Source organism: Pseudomonas sp. CFBP 5748, assembly GCF_053850495.1.
The window spans coordinates 34178-54425 of record NZ_JBSPTN010000011.1; the positions used below are offsets into that span (position 1 = coordinate 34178).

8 protein-coding genes and 1 pseudogene are annotated in these 20248 nt (G+C 60.4%); 2 read left to right on the forward strand and 7 right to left on the reverse strand.

Annotated elements, in window-relative coordinates; all coding sequences use genetic code 11:
• Nucleotides 1-48 precede the first annotated feature (48 nt).
• The 6 genes and pseudogenes from ACWNZ1_RS22575 to ACWNZ1_RS22600 form a co-directional block, all read right to left on the reverse strand.
• Nucleotides 49-2877: an RHS repeat-associated core domain-containing protein gene (locus ACWNZ1_RS22575; RefSeq protein WP_265072664.1), complete on the reverse strand. Its 2829-nt coding sequence runs from the start codon at nt 2875-2877 to the stop codon at nt 49-51.
• Entirely contained in the window at nt 2874-7355 is a 4482-nt protein-coding gene (locus tag ACWNZ1_RS22580; RefSeq protein ID WP_265072665.1) for a SpvB/TcaC N-terminal domain-containing protein, read from the reverse strand. Before ACWNZ1_RS22580 ends, ACWNZ1_RS22575 begins: the two co-directional genes overlap by 4 nt.
• Nucleotides 7352-11275 carry a Tc toxin subunit A-related protein gene (locus ACWNZ1_RS22585; RefSeq protein ID WP_456027895.1) on the reverse strand — a complete coding sequence of 1308 codons (3924 nt, stop codon included), beginning with the start codon at nt 11273-11275 and terminating at the stop codon, nt 7352-7354. Before ACWNZ1_RS22585 ends, ACWNZ1_RS22580 begins: the two co-directional genes overlap by 4 nt.
• A gap of 33 nt (nt 11276-11308) precedes the next feature.
• A complete protein-coding gene (locus ACWNZ1_RS22590) occupies nt 11309-13828 on the reverse strand; it encodes a Tc toxin subunit A (protein ID WP_256454214.1) in 2520 nt (839 codons plus the stop codon).
• Nucleotides 13829-14064: 236 nt separating this feature from the next.
• Nucleotides 14065-14928 (reverse strand): methyl-accepting chemotaxis protein, encoded by an 864-nt coding sequence (locus ACWNZ1_RS22595; protein WP_406550203.1) that lies wholly within the window; start codon nt 14926-14928, stop codon nt 14065-14067.
• A 42-nt stretch (nt 14929-14970) separates the two neighbouring features.
• Nucleotides 14971-15984, reverse strand: a pseudogene (locus tag ACWNZ1_RS22600) (methyl-accepting chemotaxis protein); the annotation flags it as partial.
• Between the two features lie 261 nt (nt 15985-16245).
• Here ACWNZ1_RS22600 and pmrG point away from each other — a divergent pair.
• Together pmrG and ACWNZ1_RS22610 are read left to right on the forward strand one after the other, a co-directional pair.
• Nucleotides 16246-16917, forward strand: a complete 672-nt coding sequence (gene pmrG, locus ACWNZ1_RS22605; RefSeq protein WP_256454215.1) for a lipopolysaccharide core heptose(II)-phosphate phosphatase PmrG — start codon at nt 16246-16248, stop codon at nt 16915-16917.
• 24 nt (nt 16918-16941) lie between these two features.
• Nucleotides 16942-17790 carry a phosphatase PAP2 family protein gene (locus tag ACWNZ1_RS22610; protein WP_135843579.1) on the forward strand — a complete coding sequence of 283 codons (849 nt, stop codon included), beginning with the start codon at nt 16942-16944 and terminating at the stop codon, nt 17788-17790.
• Nucleotides 17791-17942: 152 nt separating this feature from the next.
• Here ACWNZ1_RS22610 and katG read toward each other — a convergent pair whose 3' ends face one another.
• Nucleotides 17943-20207, reverse strand: coding sequence for a catalase/peroxidase HPI (gene katG, locus ACWNZ1_RS22615; protein WP_256454216.1), 2265 nt, complete (start codon nt 20205-20207; stop codon nt 17943-17945).
• Nucleotides 20208-20248: the final 41 nt, after the last annotated feature.

The following is a 20248-nucleotide window of genomic DNA, read 5'->3' on the forward strand; positions in this document are numbered from 1 at the left end:
CGCTTGAGTGATGGATTGATCATCTCTTGATTGGAGCGTTAATGAAGCCTAGGGGATGGAGTATCGGCCTAACGATTGGTTGTATTTGTTAAGTCGGAACAGCAGTTCCCGTCCACGTTGTATCGTCGCCCGGGTGGCGTGGATCTCGCGTTGTATTTCCGCGCGGCGTAGTGTGCGGCCCCCCGCCTGGTTGGTCATCCGGTCCAGGGTTCGATCCAGGGAGCCTTTTACACCGGGGGCATAGAATTGCTCCACGCCAAGGGTATCGAATGCCGTATTTATGGCGTTGGAGTCATGCTCCAGATTGTCATCGAGCTTCAGTAAGGCGTCGTTCAATCGTTCGATTTTCTGTCCCGGGACACCGTTCGAGTTTTTGGTCGCCTGGGTAGACGCTTCGAAGTTTGGAATCCACGCGCCCGGGATCCGAAGGCCCTTTGTCAGGATAAAACTGGTCACCAACAACGATATTTTTTTTTGTCCTTTGGAGGTGCGTGGGCTCAGATCCTTCATGGCCTTATGGGACTTCCTGATCAGGTCGTAGGAGGCGGTCCTGCCGTCATGCTCTATCTCCTCGGGGTCCAGTCGGCTGACCTGTGGATAGATCGACTCCGTCAGGTGTCGTGTTGCCTCTATTTTGCTGGCGACTGCGTGAGTCGCTTGAGAGGTGCCGCCCATGGCGGCCAATGAGGCGACCCATCCGCCAGGCGCTGCCAGCACGCCGGCCCCGAGCGAGATCAGGTTATTGAGTGCGTTGTAGGCGTAGGTTTGAAAAACCCTTTTGGTGATGTCCTTTGTGCGCATGCTGTTGTAGAGCTGATAGTTCAGCGTGCCGACCCGGTTGTTCACCTCGGCCAGAATATTCGGGTAGGCGGCTATTTCGGCCTTGAGGTCGTTGAATTCCTCTTTGTCGTGGCCGTTTGGGTCGGTGTAGCGCAACGGGTTGTTTCCCACCATGCGATACAAGTTCAAGCCATCGACCGCCCCCGCCGGATCGGGGCTGATCCAGCGCTGTAACCATGGCGCGTAGTACCTGTGCCCGTAGTAATACAGGCCGCTGGCGTCGCGTTCCTTGCCGGAGTAGCGAATGGTCCGGTAGTCGGCTTCCACGGCCGAGCGGGAGGCCGCCCAGGCGGTTCCACCGTAGGGCAAATAGCTTTCCTGGCTGATCAGCCACGCCTGGTCGTCGAGTTCCATTGAGCTGGAACCCAGATGATCTTCGAGGTTGTAGCGCAGCGAGTTGGCGGCGATGCCGGACGGTCGGCCTTCAGTCCAGTGCAGATAACGGACGTTGTAACGACCGGCTTGCAGGGTAATGACTTCCAGGCGCTCGTTATGCCGGGTGCGGATTTCGAGGCCCGGCAAATAGCGGACTTCCCGGGTGTGCGTCACTGCCGACGCATAGGTCGTTTGTATCTTGCGTACCCGTTGACCCGTGCTGTCATAGGCATAGCGCTCAATGTCATCGCGGCCATCTTCGCGGTGGACCAAGACCACGCTGGCGAGTTGGTTGCGGGCGTTCCATTGCAGCGCCTGGCCTGGAGAGAGCATTTGCTGATTGCCGTGGACATCGAAGTTCGTGGGCACGTCGGGCATTGAGTGGCCCTTGTTCCAGGACAGGAGGCGATTGCTGGAGGCGGCAATGTTCAGTGTCCGGGTGTAGTTGTTACGCTCGCGAACATGGCGCAGTTCGATCAGGTTGCCTCCGGCGTCGTACTCGTAATGCTCGGTAAACTTGAACAGTTGTCGGGCGTCGAACGGTGTCCTGCTGAAGGCCGGAATATCAGGGTTGCTGGTCAGCCCCGCCGCCTCACGGCCCGTCGCGCTGATCAACTGGTAGAGGCTGTCGTAGGTGAATGTACCGATGGCGTCGACCCGCTGGTTACTGCCGAACTGCACCGGTTGGGCCCGGTCCTCGATTTGCGTCACGTTCCCCACCGCATCGTAGGTGTAGTGCAAATTCTGCAAGGTGCTGGCAGACACCGACGCGCTGAGCGAGGTCAGTCGACCGCTGGTCGGATCGAACACGGCGCGACTGACCACGCCATTGCCGGCCACTTGGGATTCGACCTGACCGAAGGCGTTGTAGACCAGATCCTTCACGATGACTTTCTCGGTCGCCGCGTCTTTTGGTTTCAGGCTCACGGACTTGAGTTGGCCTGCGATATCAAACGAGTAGCGCTGTCGGTGCTGGGCGGCGTCGAATTGCACGATAGGCGCTGCGAGGGCGTCATAGCGCCAGCGCGTCGTGTAGCCATGCCCCTTTTCCAGCAAGGCATCGCGATCTTTCTCATCGGCGGGCCAGTCCGGCTGGGTAACATCGGCGAGGAAGTGCCTGGTCTGGTCAAGCGGTTTGCCACAGAGCGCATATCCATTGATGAGCAGGCTGCCCGCGCTGTCATCGTGGCGGGTCAGTGCACCACACACATTACGCGCCGCCGATTCTGGCGAACTGTCGCCGTAGCGCAGGCATTCGACTCGACGCGGATCTTGATCGGGCGCGTGTTCGTGGATGGCGGTCGGCCTCAACTGATCATCGTAGGTGGTTCGCCATTGGGTGCCGCGCTGATCCCAGCTGCGCAGGACTTGTCCGGCGGCGCCAGGCAAACTCAGGCGCCAGCCGGCATCGACACTGTTCACCAACAGCGGCTTGCCGGAAAAGCTGTAGACGGTCGTCAGATTGGCGTCAGGTGTTTCGCCAGACCGCCGAGGGTCCCACTGCGCAACCTGCCTCCCGGTCGTGTCGTGGCGTTGGCGGGTGATGCGCGCTTGGGCTGTTTCGTCTGCGTTGCGCCGGCAGTAAGCGACCTGCCGCACGGGCTGTCCTCGGCTGTCGACCGCGTTGATCGTGGGCGTCTTGCGGTGAAGGCGTGGGTTCATGCTTGACCTCCGGTCGCCAGGGGGTGTTCTGGCATGACTTCTTCCAGTGTGTCGTTCTCGTCCTCGTCCAGGGTGTACCAGGGATGGCGGGTGTGCCGCCGCATTGGTGAGAGGCCATCACGTGTGGCAAGGCGCGTGCGGGTAGGGCGGCCCAATGCATCGTAGAACTGCTGGTCACAATGGCCGAACTGCCGCAAGGACTCGTCATTGATGTAGTGCGGCTGGTCGGCGAAGTAAGGACGATAGAGGCGGATCGGCAATCCCTTGCTGTTGTATTCCACCCGTTCGCTGACACGCCAGCGTTCAGCGGCGGTCTGCTCCAGTGGTTTTCCATCCTTGAGCGTCAGTGCTCCCTGGGCGTTGACGACACAGGCCATGCCCGGTTCGACCTGTTGCTTGCTTTGCAGCGTTCGACCGAAGCCATCGAAGCAAGTGATAGCGGTGCGGATTTGTTGCTGCTCGTCGTCGGGGTAACGGTCGGCGAGCAGCACGGCGATGTGCACCGGCTCGCGTACCAATGCATCAATTTGCTTTTTCAGTTTCACGTCATCGGCAGAGCGTATTGCAAGCGCCGCCAGCCGGGTTCGCGCCGAAGCGCGGATGTGCCCGCTGGGCAGCAGGTCACGGTTGGCCACGCACCGCGCCAGCCAGTCGGTGTCGGCCAATGCGGTGTCCGATATGCGCCCCATCCAACTGAAGGGCGCGTAATAGAGGGCGCTGGCAGCATCTTGCAGGGCTTGCCTGTTCTGTTTGATCGCCTCCGTCGGACTGTCGAATAGTGGCCGTTTGAACTGCGCTATGGGTTTGAAACCGACCGGTGCGTTGTTCTCGTTACCGTAAAAAGTCGTGGCCAGGACTTGGCCGAAGGCATCGACGAGACCTTCCTGTACGTTGCCGTTGGGATCGGTAATGCGCCATGGCTGGAGTGAACGGTAATCGTGGAGCGCCTGGGTGGCACAGCCATCGGGCTGTTTGAACGCGGTGATAAAACAGTGGCAGTTGTCGTAGCTGAACTCGGTCACACCATGGCTTTCACTCGCTTGCAGGGTCTGGATTTTGTAGAAGCCTTGCAATTGGGCGTAGGTCGCGAAGCCACTTTTGACTGACCAGAGTTTTTTGAGTGATGGGGTCGCCGGCAGGAAGCTCTCCATGCGGTGATAGCCCAGTCTTTCCAGCAGTTTTCCCTTGGGGCGGGCGTCCTGCGGCAAGAGATGGAAGGCTTTCAGGGTTGTTTCGTCCAGCTCGACGCTTTCCAGATGGTCGCCCAGGGCCTCGAAGTGAGCGACGCCGTCCGGCAGGGTTTCTGCGGTTGTGGCGTCCTTGTAGCGTTGCACGGACAGGCCTGTCAGGACACTTTGGGTGGTCCAGGTGGTTTCCTGGGTGAGTTCGATGAGCGTCTCATGTGTCATGTCCTGCGTGGCCAGCCCACCGTCTTCAGGGGCCTTGGGGCGTTCCTGGGCATTCGTCCGCTGGCGATAAGGCAGGCCCAGTCGCCAACCCTGAGGGGCTTGCAGATGGATGAATTCGGCACGGGTTTCGGTCAGGTAGTGGACCTGTTGCGCCGGATCATGGGCATCGCACCACCATTGCTGTTGGTCGGCATCGCTGAACGGCGGGGTGTCGCTGGCGGTTTTGCGTCGGGCGTAATGGATGTTGACGCTGTGAGTCCGCGAGCCAAACAGGTCGTGCTGCAGATTGAAGGTGTGCTGGCATTGCGGGTCGTCGCTCAGGCCTTCGTACTGATAGTGGATGGACTCCAGCAGCAGCGGCAACATCCGGGCATAGCGCTGTTTGCCGCCGGGGGCCTGGAGCAAACGTATCGCGTAGCGGTTTTCCTGGACCGAATACAACGTCCTGCTGTTCCGGTGAGGATCGATTGCGAAGACCTCGCTTCGCAGCAAATGACCGCTCAGGGCGCGGGACATTTCCAGGGTCGTCGCTGCGGTGGGCGAGGCCATGGGTGTGTCATTGCCGGTCTCGGGCTGGTATTGGCAAGGCAGGGGCTTGCCCAATGGCACGGCCAATGGGTCGACGCGGCTGTAACCGATTCGAGGCAGGTCCAGCGCTTGCCCGGTGTGAAACCAGGTCTTGGTCAGGCAAGGTGCGGTGAAGTCTGGCGAGTCAGTATCTTCGCAGGTGGTTTCATTGTCGGTTTGCAGCAAGAGGCCAAAGCCGCGAAATTCCCGTTCGACACCGTCGTAGTAGCCTTGGCGATAGGCGAATGTCTGCGACAGTCGATTACCCGTGATCTCATCCACCTGGGTCTGGCTCGACACCAGATGCAGGACCAGTGGTACATGGCAGGTAGGGGGCGTGTCGGTGGCTAATCTTTCGACTTTTTCATCGAGCCATTCCTGCGCCGAGCTGCGGTAGCTGATGCTGTTGGCGGCGCCCATATTGTTGTTGGTGCCGGTGAGCAGATAGGGTTTTTCGCTGACGAAGTCATAGCGCCAATGTTGTTGGGGCGTCATGTGTGGCGCGCTCAGGATCAGGCTGGAACAGCCGAGCCCTTGCAGGTCGGTGATGCTCACCTGGCATAAGCGATCGTAGCGCAGGCCTTGTGGCCAGGGCAGCGCAACGGGAGAGTTGAAGCCGTTGCCGCCGCGGTTCATGAAGATCAGCGCCTGATCGGCTTGCAGGTAGATCAGGTCGGCGGCGCCGGAGCCATCCAGGTCCGCCAGACGGACCCGCGAGGCGTCGAAGCTTTCGTAGGCAAGGCCCGGCGAACCCAGCACGATGCCTCTGCCGAAACGTCCACGCCCCAGGTTGGGCCAGCACTTCACTTCGTCATGACGGATGCGCACCAGGTGCGGTTGCCCACTGCCCAGCATGTCGCTGAAGGCCACCAGCTCGCCGGGCGAAGGGCTGAGCAACGCCAGGGTGTCGTCATCTTCGTGGCGGCGCACTTCTCGCGCTGGCGCAAACCCATGTTCGCGCTGATTGGCGTACAGGCGCACGCTGCGCGGGCCGATCAACGCCAGGTCACTGAGACCGGCGCCCATCAGGTCGGCCAACTGCCCTTGTGGCTGAAAAAACTCTGCGGGGAACGCCTTGAACGTGGCGAAGTCCGACCAGTCTCGGTTGGGGCCCAGGGAGAAAAAACCACTCAACCCCGGCGCGGCAACGACCCAATCCAAGCGACCGTCGCCGGTCAGGTCACTCAGTGACTGGCCCATGGGTTTGGCCGGGTCGGCCACAGGAATGCGCGGCAACGGCCGCCATTGGTCGTAAGCCACTTCATTGCTTTGGGCCTTGGCCCGCATGGGTTCGCGGTAATACCAACCGGCATCGCTTCGACAGAGCACCCCCGGCAGGCCTTCGCCGTACAGATCCACCAGTTGATAGCCTTGCGTTTCGTTGAACCGCGGCATGTGGTGCCAGGATTGGGCTTCAAACGGGAGCTTGAACTCGCTGTAGCTGAACTCGACAGGAGGACGATTGGCAATGGTCGGCGAGTCGTCGAACGCTTGGTCATGGGCTGCGATCAGGTGGTGATAGCCCAGGTGCGTTTGGCGGTATTCGAGTAGCAGGCGGCGCACCAGAACGGGAGCACTCCCCAATTCATCGGGAAAGCGGTGAAACATCAACACTTGGTGGCACAACCGTTGTGTGCGGAGTTCAAAGCCGTAGGCGAAGCTGGAAAATGCATCGCTGCGGGTTTGCCACGGCTGGCCTTCATAGCGTGGTTGCTGCGAGTACTCCGTGCTGCGCTCGCCATAGTCGAACAGCAATTCGAAATGCCATTGCACCGGCTTCAACCGTTCGCTTGTCCACGAATAGAGGTTCGCATCGGCCGCGAAATTGCCATAGCTCACCCGGCTCAGGTAGCGCTGGGCCGTTGCGTCTGCCTGGTATTGGTAGAGGATGTGCTCGCCGTGGGCGTTCAGGCTTTCTTCCAATAACCATTCGCCTACCCGATTGGCATCTTCAGGATCGGCCCGGCGCGATGCCGGATTTTTTCCGAACACATGGAGGCTGCCGTCGGCGCCGTGTACCAGCCAGAAACCCGCTTTGTCATGCTCCGATGCCCAGCGCTCAATGCGGTCGAAGCTGCTTTCAATGCTCGGGAAGTGGCGCGTTACCGTGTAGGTCCTGCCCAGGTCCAGCGTGTTGTAGCGGTCGATCCGCGTTGAGCGTACGGCGCCCTGTGGATCTCGCTCGGGCAACCACACCACGCCGCTTGGACCGAGGATCTCGTCATCTTCGGTGTAGGCCGGCACACCCTGGCTGGTGCGGCGCGCCACGCAGGGTAATGACAGCCCCCAGCCGAGGCCGAACACGCCGTTGCCGGCCGAACTGACATACCCCAGCGACAAGGAGGGCGCAAAGCCGCGCCCCGGCGAAATCGGCAGGGCAAGCTCATAGGAAGCCGTGCCGTGGGCGCCGATGGTGCCCCAACCCTTGCCGATGCTCTGGATGGCGCCGCCGCCCTTGGGCAACGCTGGCATGGTCACGGGCAATGCATTGGGTTCACTCATCGCGAACCTCCGCCGGCCCTGGCCGTGTAGCTCACATGCACGATGATGTCGGTCAGGGACTCAAGCATGTCCTTTTGTGCTTCGGGGTTTGGGAAGGTCAGGCACCACGTGGAGATCGCCCCGGTGTATTCGAAAGGCAGATAGCGTTCATCGTTGAAAGCCAGGGTGAACAGGCCGTTATCGTCGACCCCGGTGGAAAGCGCGATCTGTTGGTTGGCGCGGCGGCTTTCCAGGGCTGGGCCCTCTGGCGACAGGAACACTTTGCTGGCGGTCTGGGTCAGCGTGGCCCGGATGTTTTCATACGGGCCGACGATGGCCGGCAAGGAGACGCTGATGGTTCTGATGCGCCGCAGGTAATGCTGCTGATCCTTGTAGTCGTCTTCGAACAGCTCGTGGGTCAGCTCGAATTCGCACTTGCCCGCCCTCAGGTCGGCGTGAAGCTGTGCCCAGTCTTGGTTGATCGTGCTGGTTGTGGTTTTGCTCTTCAACTGACGCAGCGATACCGTCTTGCGAATTTCCAGCTCGCGTACGTTCGCTCGCAAGTACTCGGCCTGCATGTTCAACAGGGTCAGTTTCAACTGCTCGCCCGCGCCGAGTCCTCGATAGGTTGCATTCCAGGTGCCGGGTTGAATGAAGCGCCTGTTGAAGTCCGCCAATTCATACTGCCAGCAGGCTTCGGCGGCCAGGCACAGCGCCAGTGTTGCGTCGTAGGCTTGGCGGTAGAGTGTGGCAAATTGGCTGTTCAGCCATTGGTACAGTTGCGTTTTGGTAAAGCGCTTGCGGAAAAAGTCGTAGTTGGCCTTGGCCTGGTTCAGGCTCGATTCAGCCAGGCGTAGTTGCAGGCGCGTGGCCGTTTCCTGCTCGGCGAAATGCGCCAGTTGCGCATCGATCTGGTGCAGTTCGAGCAAAGCCTGATGGCGAGCCAGGATCCACTCCTCCCGGCGACGACTGAACTGCGCGGTACGGTCGAGATGGGCTGCGGAGGTACGATGGGAGACGGCGGCGCCTTGGGCGAGGGCAGTGGTCGTGTGCAGCGCACCTTCCCAGCGACAGCCGCCATTGCTGAAACCGAAAATGTTGGGCGTCATCATGAGCCCGCCCGCCACGACCTGGGCGCGGGATACATCGAGCTCGAATCCGCCGCTGCGCAAGTACAGGTGACTGGCCTGCCGCTCGGCCTCACTGATGCCTTGTTCCAGCAAGTGATGGTAGTGGCTGGCCCGGTTCTGGATGATCGCTTTACTGGCCAACAGCGCCTGGCGGTTATGACGATCGACGTTCAGTGCCTGGCGTTGCAGGTCGACGGAGATTTTCGCCAGGTCCCAGGCTTGCTGTTGTTGAAGTTCCTGCAATTGCGCCTGTTCTTTGCGTTCGATCAGAGAAAGCAGCGTGGCGCCGAACTGGCTGAGGCTTTCAACCGCACCCTGGGCCTGGCTGTGCATGACCGTGAAACGATAGTGCGCATGGTTTATGTCTGGCAGTCCTTGTGCGGCATTGCTCGGGATATTCAGGGTGTGGGCGCCGGGCAACGCGCGAGGGTCCAGCGGGGCCGCGAATATCGGCAAGTGCAGCGGTTTGCCGGCGATATCGAGGTTATGCCGCAGGTTGTACAAGCGACTTTCGGTCATGTCCCAGCGCTTGAGCAGCTCGGGGTTGAACGGCAAGCGCAACTGCGCACTGTCGATGCCCGGTAAGGTGGGCTGTGAACTGTCTTTGCGAATCAGCAACGTGGGGGTGGCACTTGAGCGGGCCAGTGAGCGTTCAAATGTGCGCAGGTGGCTGTTGGTTGTTTCGCTCAACGTCTGCAGGCTGACGGTGTTCCACTGATCGACCGGCTGCACGACTGGCCGTGGCCCCAGCAGGTCCAGTGCTCGTACATACCACAGCTTCGCCTCGCTCAGGCTATCGGCGGTCTGCTCGCGGTAGGCGGCGTCGCCACGGTTGATCAGGATATCCAGATAGAGAAAGTACAGCGCCTTGCGAAAGTGTACCGGATGACTCAGGGCAATCTGGTGCGGGTCATGGGGGGCCTGATCGGCATAGGCTGAGGTGTGGGTGCCGACCAACGGGACACTCTTCCAACACGCATCACTCCCACGCCCCGGATCGAAGACATAGCGCAGCCAGCGTTCGGCCTCCTCGTAGCGGTGTTCGTTGCTCAATCGATCGGCGACCAGCCACGGTACGTAGAGAAATAGCTCCGTGAAGTAACGACCATAAGGCCCATGGAAGTCCATCCGCGTGCTGGAAGCACCTGGCAAGTCGGGTTCCGGCAGGTGTTGCGTCTCCCAATCGAACAGTTCATCCAGGCTGTTTTCGGTTCGCCGGATCAGTTCTGCGGCGAACACGGTGTTCAACCTGATCGGCTGGCGTGGTTGGTCTTGGGCGTCGCTGTCACTGATCGCGGAGTTGGAAAAATCCAGCAGTTGGCTGGTGCCCAGGCTTGATCTCACAGAGGTGATGTCGGGGGTGAGGCGTTTGGCAGGGGGATCCTGCTCCAAGCGGATACCCGTTTCCGTTGCCGTTTCAAGGCTCGCTTCTTTGGTGTTCCGTTGAGCGCCAGTGGCTGTGGCCTCGGTTTGTGCGCTGTAGTAGACATCGGTGACAGGCAGCTTGCCTTGTGCCCCGGTGTAAACATCAGTGGCCGGTGACTCTTCTTTGGTTTGCAGGGGCACCTTGGCCTGAATGCGGTGGGCACTGCTGTCCAGGAGTGCTTGCTCAGCGCTTGGGTACTGCAGGTACTTTTTTGTCCCTGGTGCTTTTGCTGTGTGTGAACGATCAGCTTCGTGGCTGAGGTTTTTATCGATGCAAGTCGTTTCAATGAAAATGAAGTGGTTGGCCGAGTCGGTCTGGGAGCCCCTGACACACAACGCGAGGAAGAGTAAGTGCTGCGAACCTTTGCGCTGATGTGTTGCAACACTACCCAACAGCGGCTTGATGGCCTGCACGTCCTTGTCGCGCAGCGCTTTGTCCTGGCAATAGCCTTGCAGGCAAACACGCGGGGTGCTCCAACTGCCATCCTGTTTTTTGTAACACAGGCTCAGGCGCAACAGCGGCGCGCTCGGGCCTGGCTGGGCTGTGCTTGAGTCCGTGTGGGCAATGCGGGTGGCCGGATCCTGATGGATGCATTCAGCCCATATGACGAACAAGCGATTGTTGAACCAGACCGTGCGTATCGAGTGTTCGGCCGCGCTGTCGGGGATGGGCACGTCGGCCTTTTCCCAGTCCGACCAGGCGTATGGATCCGGCGGGTCAAGTTTGGGTGGGGTAGCGGGCGGTTGCGGCGGGGTACCATCGAGGGGGCGTTGAGCCATGTCCAGGGAACGCCAGAAGTAGGTGTTTTCGGACCTTGATTTGGCAATGAAGTAATAGGTGCTGTTGGCGAAGTCCTCGCCGTCGACGTAGCCATTGAGAATATTCAGGTTGGCGACTTCTTCGAGTCGGCTCAGGTAGGCCATGACTGCCGACTGAACCGCATCGGGTTGGATCCGGTGCTGGTTGAGGTCGTTTTCCAGTTGCCGGAAGTTGGCGCTCTTGTTGGCCCTGAGCGATGGCTCCAGATACGCGGCGGGAAAGTAGAGCAGCTTTTGATGGGCCGCCCAGCTCGGGTACTGATGCATCTCGTTGCGCCACGTGCGCAGGTGTTCGGTGGTTATGTCATCCGAGTCGTAACCGGGCTCCATGTTCATCAGGATCCGATGGATGTATTGCTGCAGGCTGGCAATGGCGCACGCCACGGGCGTGGTGGGCACATCCTGGCTGACTAGCACGTCGAGCAACCAGTATTCGTAGAGGTCCTGGGCCGTCTTGAGCTTCAGGTTCCTTGTCGTGGCGTTATTGGGCACGACCTTGTTCAGGTAGAACGCCAACTGTGCATCGCGCAGGCTTTCATCAAGCTGCTTTTTTATGGCAACGGTCATATTCAATCCTTGAATGTCGAAGGGGGGCGGGTGTCAGTGGCAGGCCGCGATCAGTGTTTCACCGACGGTCTTCCAGTCCGAGGTCGCGCTGTCGGCGTTCAGTGCGGTTGCCTTGAGCAAGAGGCTGGCCGACAGTCCTGTACTTTTGCAGCAGGCCTGGCAACGCATGACCCAATCCACGGCCTCCATTGATGTGGCGCGTTTGTGCTGCAATTGCGCGGTCAGGCAGCTCACTTCATCGGTGCTCCACTCCAGCAGCCTGGCCAGCAGGCTATTGGCATCTTCCTCCGGGTCCTGCGTACGCTGATTGGCAAGGTGCAAGTAATGCAACAGGCTTTCTTCTGACTGCGCGTGATGGCGAGCGCGGTGGCTGAAGCGTTCGAGCAGGTACCGCGTGTGTGGCGTCAACGTTCCCGAGCTCTTGGAAGTCAGCCACTTTGGCTTGTTCATCAACTGCTGGAGTGTGCTGCTGCCCAGGTGCAATCCATGGCAGGCCTGGGCCGCGCGAAGCACCGTCGCCAACAGGAACGGCATTTTCCCCGGGGAGGCCTTGATGGCCTCGACAATCGCCATGGCGCTGGTGTCGGCCATTTGCAGTACGGCGGGAACATATTCGGCGGACACGTCAGCCATGTCGTGCAGCAGGGTTTCCACCAGGCGTCGCTCATCGCCGAGGTTGGCGTCTGCCAGCAGTGTCGCCAGTCGCTTCTCCAGGTTCTGATTCAGCGGCAGGTCATTTTCCGTGGTGTCGAACAGGCGACACCATTGCAGCACATCACGGTTGTTTTGCCTGAGCCAGTCGACGGCCCAATCCAATGCCATCAGCACGTCGAGCATGTCGGGGCTCAGGGATTTATACGTGCGCAGTGACCCGGTCACCAAGGTTTTGCAGAAATGTTCCCCGCCCAATAAATGGGCCAGTTCTGTGCACTCCAAGGGCGTGAGCCCGAACATCCGCGCGATACGGGCCTGGCGATAGAGTGACGAGACAGTGGATAAATCATGTTTCAACGATGAAAGGTGTTTCTCGGCCTGTTTGGCAAGCAGCAGCAGCGAATCCTGCGTGATGGGAAGTCCAAGGCCGGCACTGAGATAGCTGAAGGTCTTGAGGTCCGTCGTGGCAAGGTCTTCTACCTGAGGGTGTTCAAGCAGTTGGGTGCGATTGAACACTTGGTCGAACAACGGAACGCGCTCACCACAAGCATGGGTCGGCATGTCATGCAGTAGCGAAGCAAATTCTTCAGGCGCGATGCCATGGCGCTGATTCAGGTACCGATAGACCCCCAGCGTGCGCAAGGTATTGGTGTTGAGCGCCATCGTTGTGCTGCCTTCGGCGCGCAGGGCATTGACGATCAGCGTATCCAGTTCGGCAACGGGAATACCGGTCCAGCGGTGCAGTCGGATCATTCGCTGCAAGCGGGCCAGACGTTCACGGGATACATGGGTAAAGGTCTTCGCTGAATTGAGAAGCGCCAGGGCTGGCGTCGAGGCCGGCCAGTTGATGTAGGCGGCCCCATAGTTGGAATGGTTGGAGGATGGGCTGTTGGTTGAGGGGCGAGGGCGGTAGGTGCCTTGCGCCAGCAGTTGCTCCAGCTGGTCGGTCGTCAGCCCGGTGCGTGCCTTGAAGAACTCGGGATCATCCAGCAGATTGATATTTTCAATGCCATAGCTTTTCCTCAGGACGCCGATGTTGGCATCTGGACCGGGCGGTTCGATCAGGAGTTTCTGCTGCTCTGGACTGAGCCCGGACAGCAGTTTTTGCGCCTCGATACGCGATTGCGAAACGACCCCGTAAACGGTGTCGCCTGGGGCAAACGGCACCTTCAGGCTCGCCCGATAATTCAACTCGCCGAGGGCCGGTTTGTTTGCGCCCAGCCCAAGCAGGCATTGGTGATGATGCAGGTCGTAGGGCAGGGTGAAGGGGTAATGTTCGCTGGCCAGTACTTCGTGGACGGTCTTGCCGGTGTCTGCCAGGTGCGCCTCGATCTGGCTGCGCAAGGTTTCATTGACGATGCCGAGCATTGGTTGCGCGACGAAGGCACTCTGCCGATTGATCTCTAACCCTTTGAGATCCGGTCGACGTTGTTCCAAGGTGATTTTGTCGGCGGACGGGGAGGCTTTTTCCAGCTGCCCGGCAAACAGATACAGCGCCCGCAGATAGGCCACGGGGGAGTCGAATGCGGCGATATCGCCTTCCTTGCAGAATTGATCCCAATTCTCTTTGAACAGCGCCTGATAGCGAGTGGACTCCGATAGCGTGTTCGAGCCCAGGCTGCGGCGCACGCGCTGGCTGGTGTCGTTGGAGGATATTTGCTGCTCTTGATACAGGCGACTGATCTGGCCGGCATAGCACGCCGCGTTGTCATAGACCTGCCCGGCATCCACGTCTGTGTGCTGGCCGAGCTCAAGGGCGAACTGCGTCTTGCCCATGCGCATGATGTCGAAAACCGAGTTCAGTCCCATGCGCTGCAGGGCGGTTCTGAAGTCGGTGTTGTCCTTGCCGATGGGGGCTTCGATGAGCCTGTGCAACAGAGAGTCGTCGCTTACGTCCATGTGTTGTCCATCTCCTGTTCGAACGAAATGTTCGGGTTCAGGAAACCGTACAGGAGCGCGCAATAAAAGGCGGTAGGACGAGGGCGGAGGATTTGTACGAAAGGGCGATGCGTGGTCTGTTCTGATGCAAACCCTGTGGGAGCGGGCTTGCTCGCGAAGGCGTCGGGTCAGCCAGTATTGAACTTGACTGACCCACCGCCTTCGCGAGCAAGCCCGCTCCCACAGTGAGTCGGACGTTAGACGCGGAAGTGACTCACCATCATCTGCAACTGATTGCCCAACCGCGCCAGTTCGACGCTGGACGCAGCGGTTTCTTCGCTGGCGGCAGCGGTCTGTTCGGACACGTCGCGCACGTTGATGATGCTGCGGCTGATTTCCTCGGCCACGGCGCTTTGCTGTTCGGCGGCGGCGGCGATCTGCTGGTTCATCGACTGGATGTTCGACACCGTGCGGGTGATGTTCCCCAGTGATACGCCGGCTTTGCGGGTCAGGGCCACGCTGCTGTCGGTGAGGCTGCGGCTGTTGTTCATCACGGCGGCCACTTGCTGGGTGCCGTTCTGCAGGCCGGCTACCAGGCCTTCGATTTCCTCGGTGGATTTCTGCGTGCGCTGGGCCAGGCCACGGACTTCGTCGGCCACCACGGCGAACCCACGACCGGCTTCACCGGCGCGCGCCGCTTCGATGGCGGCGTTGAGGGCCAACAGGTTGGTCTGTTCGGCCACGGCCTTGATCACGTCCATGACGCTGCCGATCTTGTCGCTTTCCTGTTGCAGCACGGTCATGGCATCGGTGGAACGTGCCACTTCGTTGGCCAGGCGCTCGATCTGGGCAATGGCTTCGCTGACCACCTTGTCGCCGGCACGGGCTTCGCCGTCTGCGGCGGCGGCTGCCTGGGAGGCTTCTTCGGCGTTGCGTGCGACTTCCTGAACGGTGGCGGTCATCTCGTGCATGGCGGTCGCGACCTGATCGGTCTCGACTTTCTGGCTGTTGACCCCGGCGCTGGTCTGCTCGGTCACGGCAGACAGCTCTTCGGCGGCGCTGGCGATCTGGGTCACGCCATCGCGGATGCCGCTGATCAAGTCGCGCAGGGTCACGCCCATGCGCGCAATGCCTTGTTGCAGGACGCCCAGTTCATCGCGGCGGGTGACGATGACCGTGTGCGACAGGTCGCCACTGGCGATGCGTTCGACCACGGCCAGGGTTTCACGCAGCGGTCCAGTAATCTGGCGCGTGATGATCACGGCCGCAATGATGCCCATCAGCAACGCCAGCAAGGTGCTGGTCAGTTGCAGGGTCCGCGCCTGGGCGCTTTCGGCGTCGCGGCGGTCGAGCTGGATCTGATACAGCTGCTCGCTCAGGGACACGATGGTCGCGCCCTGTTCAGTCATTTCCTTGCGTGCCTGCACCACATCGGCCGTGGCCAGCTTGAAGGCCTGCAAGGCGCTGCGGTATTGGGCCAGGGCGTTTTCCAGCTGGCGCAGTTCATCCTGGCGGGAGCTGGAGAAATGCTCATTCAACGGTTTGAGCGAGACAATGGCGGCGTCCAGTTGGGTAACGGCCTTGCGTTCGGTGTCGGCGTTGCTGTTGGCGGTGTAGCCGCGCACTTCATAGCGGGCCAGCATGAACGCCTGCTTGGCCTGGGTGATGGCCTGGAACTGGGCGAAGCGTTCATCGCCGAGGGCCATTTGCCGCACGTCGGCATCGATGGTCTCGATCAGCTTGTAGGCGATATCGGCGTTCGCGCCCATGGCGTCACGGGCGGTGTTGCCGGTGCGATAGGCGCTGCGCATTTTGTTCAGGGACACCTGATAGGCACTGATGGTCGCGCTCTGCTCCTTGAGCAGTTTGACGTTTTCCGGGCTCTTGAAACTGCTGAGCAGTGCGTTCTGTTGCGCCACGAAACCGTCGAGGGTGGTCTGCACATTTTGTGCGGCGGTCTCGTCGCCATTGGTCAGCATGTATTGCAAACGCGTGACCCGCAATTTGGTCAGGCCGGCATTGAGCTGGGTGATGTCGCTCATCCAGTTGCTACGGTCGATCAGACCGCCCAGGCTGGTCCAACTGGTCAGGGCCAGCAGGCAGGTCAGGACCAGCACCAGGCCGAAGCCCAGGCCCAATTTCATGTTGACGCTAATGTTGCCAAACCAGCTATTCATCAAAATCCTCCAGGAACGTTGTGTTGCTTGATCGTCGGTACGCTGGAAGGTTGTTGTTGTTAAGAGCCAGCAAAAACGTGTGCAGGGCTATATCGGCCGCTGCCCCTGGATCTGAAAGATTTTTTTTGACACCAGGATTGCTGAATATCCAGGTGCATACCTCCAAGCTTTTTTTCACATCGGTTTCACTGCCTGCCGACGTCGGTCTCTCTACTGTCGCGCCATCGAATGACTGGGTGGATGCCGTCGGGGCGGCTTGATGTGGAACTGAGACTGAGCCTTTTCGGCCTGACGCGCTCGATCGATACGCGCCGGTTTGCCCGTTACCGAAACGCCGTGGTGGTCGTGGCGGCGGCACTGCTGGTGATCCCGTTGACCCTCTGGCTGCTGAGCCCGGCTGCGATACCGGATCTTGCCCACGGCAACGTCGCCGGCGCCCGGGCGTTGACCGAGGGTTGGGCCAAGGGGGAGATGATCGTGCTGGTACGCCATGTCGAACGCTGCGACCACTCCAAGGCCGCGTGCCTGAATGATCGCGAAGGCATCACTGACCGGGCCCGTGCCGTTGCGGTGGGCCTGGGGGCGCGGTTCGAACAACTGGGCCTGGACAACGCCGACCTCTACAACAGCCCTCTGGTCCGTGCGGCCCAGACGGCGGGCTACATGTTCAACAAGGTGAGTGCTGGCGACACCTGGCTGTTCAATTGCCGCCACGACCTTCTGCGCAATGCCCTGGCCCATAAAGTAGCCGGGCGTAACCTGATTCTGGTCACCCACAGCGAATGCATGCAGGCATTGGAAACCACGCTCCAGCGGCCGACCTCGACGTTTGGCTACGGCGCTTCGCTGTTCGTTTCCACCGCCCAGCCACAAGCACCGCAGTTGCTCGGTTTTATCGAAGCATCTGACTGGCGCTCGGTGGCGTTTCAGTAATTTTTCCCACGATCAGGACCGCCCATGCTGACGTCTGCTCGCGCCCGTTTCTATGGGCTCAATCTTGGAATTCCCCTGGTCTTCGCCGTGGTGGTGTTCCTGCTGTTTGACATGACCCGCATCGACATCGCTTTCAGCGATTTATTCTACGACCCGCTGCATCAGGTATTTCCGTTGGGGCACGTGGGGCTGTTCGAGAAAATCACCCACAAGTGGGCCAGGATCATCCCGAACTGGACCGGCGAGGCAGCGATTATCGGGGCGCTGTTGTCGTTTGTCTGGCCGATCTTCAAACCGGAAAGACGCCCGGGATTACTTCGCCTGCTGGAGAAGACCCGCTTGGCCGCGCCGTTGCGTTTTGCCCACAAGCATCGGCGCGATTTTCTCTATGTGGTCTTCGCATTTTCCCTCAGCACTGGCGTCATTCATTACCTCAAAGGTCATACCAGCGTGTATTGCCCGGTGGAAACCACCCAGTACGCCGGCAAGATCGAGCACAAGGAATGGTTCCAGAATTTCAACCTGCTGAAAGTCGCCGGCGACGGTCGTTGCTGGCCTGGCGGTCATGCTTCCGGCGGCTTCACGATGCTGGCGTTGTATTTCGTTGCGCGCCGTTACCGCTGGCGCCATTCCAAAGCCTTGATGTATGGGGCGCTGGCCCTGGGGTTTATCTACGGCACGACACGGGTCCTGCAGGGTTGGCACTACATGTCGCACACGTTCTGGGCGGGGATTTTCGTCTGGTTGAGTTGTTGGCTGATGGCGCTGGTGTTTTACGGGCGGGAGGCCCTGGAGCAGCCTTTGTCGAAGCGACCTCAACCAACGGTGGCGCGAGCCTTGCCTGAGTTGGATAACGCTCAATCCCAGGCCTGAATGCCAGGCAAAAAAAAGCCCGCTGGGAGAGCGGGCTAAAACCTTAGTTTCTTGAATGAGCGAGGGGACTTTACCCAATCACACGGGGGTGTGGGGTGAAGAAAAGTTCATGAGGCCGCTTCCTTGCAAGACCTCATGCCCTCGGCCTCTGCTTACCTGAGGTCAAACCGATCCAGGTTCATCACCTTGACCCACGCCGCGATGAAGTCTTTGACGAACTGCCCCTGGGCATCCGCGCTGGCATAGACTTCAGCCAAGGCCCGCAACTGTGCGTTGGAACCGAAGACCAGATCGACACGAGTGCCGGTCCATTTGACTTGGCCGGTCTTGCGGTCGCGGGCTTCGAACGCTTGCTGGGTGTCGGAGAGCGGTTTCCATTCCACGCCCATGTCGAGCAGGTTGACGAAGAAGTCGTTGGTCAACGCCCCTGGCCGTTGGGTGAAGACGCCGTGCTGAGCATGGTCGGCGTTGATATCAAGCACCCGCAAGCCGCCGATCAGGGCCGTCATTTCCGGCGCGCTGAGGGTCAGCAGTTGGGCCTTGTCGATCAACAGCGCCTCGGCGGACACGCGGTAGCGGCCCTTGAGGTAGTTGCGAAAGCCATCGGCGATGGGTTCGAGAAAACCGAACGACTCGACATCCGTCTGCTCCTGGCTCGCGTCCATGCGTCCCGGCGAGAAAGGTACCGTCACGCTGAGCCCGGCATTTTTTGCCGCTTGTTCGATGCCGGCACTGCCGCCCAGTACGATCAGGTCCGCCAGGGAGATCTTTTTGCCACCGGACTGGGCCGTGTTGAACTCGTTCCGGACTTTCTCCAGGGTCGCCAGCACTTGAGCCAGTTGTTCCGGCTGGTTGGCGGGCCAATCTTTCTGCGGGGCCAGGCGCAGGCGTCCACCGTTGGCGCCGCCGCGCTTGTCGGAACCACGGAAGGTGGATGCGGCGGCCCACGCAGTAGACACAAGCTGTGAAACCGACAGGCCCGAGGCCAGCAGCTTGCCCTTGAGGGCGCTGACGTCGCTGTCGTTGACCAGGGCATGGTCCACCGCTGGGATAGGGTCTTGCCACAGCAATTCTTCGTTGGGCAGTTCCGGGCCCAAATAGCGCGAGAGCGGGCCCATGTCGCGGTGGATCAGCTTGAACCAGGCGCGGGCGAAGGCGTCGGCCAATTGCTCCGGGTTCTCCAGGAAACGCCGCGAGATCTTTTCGTAGATCGGGTCGAAGCGCAGCGCCAGGTCAGTGGTCAGCATCGTTGGATTACGCCGTTTGGACGGGTCATGGGCATCGGGGATGATGCCGGCGCCTGCGCCATTTTTTGGTGTCCATTGGTGCGCACCGGCCGGGCTCTTGGTCAGCTCCCACTCAAAGCCGAACAGGTTTTCCAGGTAGTTATTGCTCCAGCGGGTGGGCGTGGTGGTCCAGGTCACTTCCAGGCCACTGGTGATGGTATCGGCGCCTTTGCCGGTGCCGAATGTGCTTTTCCAACCCAGGCCCTGCTGCTCCAGGCCGGCGGCCTCAGGCTCGGCGCCGACATTGTCCGCGGGCCCGGCGCCGTGGGTCTTGCCGAAAGCGTGGCCGCCGGCAATCAGCGCCACGGTTTCTTCATCGTTCATGGCCATGCGGGCGAAGGTTTCGCGGATATCCAACCCGGCGGCGACCGGATCCGGTTGGCCCTCGGGGCCTTCCGGGTTGACGTAAATCAGCCCCATCTGCACCGCTGCCAGTGGGTTCTCCAGGTTGCGCCCTTCGTCGGTACGGCTTTCTTCGTTGCCAGGTTCGGCCACCAGTTGTCCTTCACCAGGATCCTGCATGGCGGCTTTATCCGGTTTGCCGTAGCGGACGTCGCCGCCCAGCCATTTGTTTTCGGAACCCCAATAGACGTCTTCATCCGGTTCCCAGACGTCCGCGCGGCCACCGGAAAAACCGAACGTCTTGAAGCCCATGGACTCCAGCGCGACGTTGCCGGTGAGGACGATCAGGTCGGCCCAGGAAATGTTGCGGCCATATTTCTGCTTGATCGGCCAGAGCAGCCGGCGGGCCTTGTCGAGGCTGACGTTGTCCGGCCAGCTGTTGAGCGGCGCAAAACGCTGCTGGCCGGAACCCGCCCCACCGCGCCCGTCACCGGTGCGATAGGTACCGGCACTGTGCCAGGCCATGCGGACAAAGAGCGGCCCATAGTGGCCGAAGTCCGCCGGCCACCAGTCCTGGGAGTCGGTCATCAGCGCCCGCAGGTCTGCTTTCAGGGCTTGGAAATCCAGGCCCTTGAACGCTTGGGCGTAATCGAAGTCCTCGCCCATGGGGTCGGACAGCGAGGAGTGCTGGTGCAGGATCTTCAGATTCAGTTGGTTCGGCCACCAGTCGCGGTTGGTCGTGCCACCGCCGGCGGCATGATTGAACGGACATTTCGATTCGTTTGCCATGAGGAGCTACCTTTGGTCGTGTTCATCCAGCTATCCGGCCC

Coding starts and splice junctions, on each gene's coding strand:
- ACWNZ1_RS22575 (WP_265072664.1), bottom strand. CDS start 2,877: ATGAACCCACGCCTTCACCGCAAGACGCCCACGATCAACGCGGTCGAC.
- ACWNZ1_RS22580 (WP_265072665.1), bottom strand. CDS start 7,355: ATGAGTGAACCCAATGCATTGCCCGTGACCATGCCAGCGTTGCCCAAG.
- ACWNZ1_RS22585 (WP_456027895.1), bottom strand. CDS start 11,275: ATGACCGTTGCCATAAAAAAGCAGCTTGATGAAAGCCTGCGCGATGCA.
- ACWNZ1_RS22590 (WP_256454214.1), bottom strand. CDS start 13,828: ATGGACGTAAGCGACGACTCTCTGTTGCACAGGCTCATCGAAGCCCCC.
- ACWNZ1_RS22595 (WP_406550203.1), bottom strand. CDS start 14,928: ATGGGCGTGACCCTGCGCGACTTGATCAGCGGCATCCGCGATGGCGTG.
- ACWNZ1_RS22610 (WP_135843579.1), top strand. CDS start 16,942: ATGCTGACGTCTGCTCGCGCCCGTTTCTATGGGCTCAATCTTGGAATT.
- katG (WP_256454216.1), bottom strand. CDS start 20,207: ATGGCAAACGAATCGAAATGTCCGTTCAATCATGCCGCCGGCGGTGGC.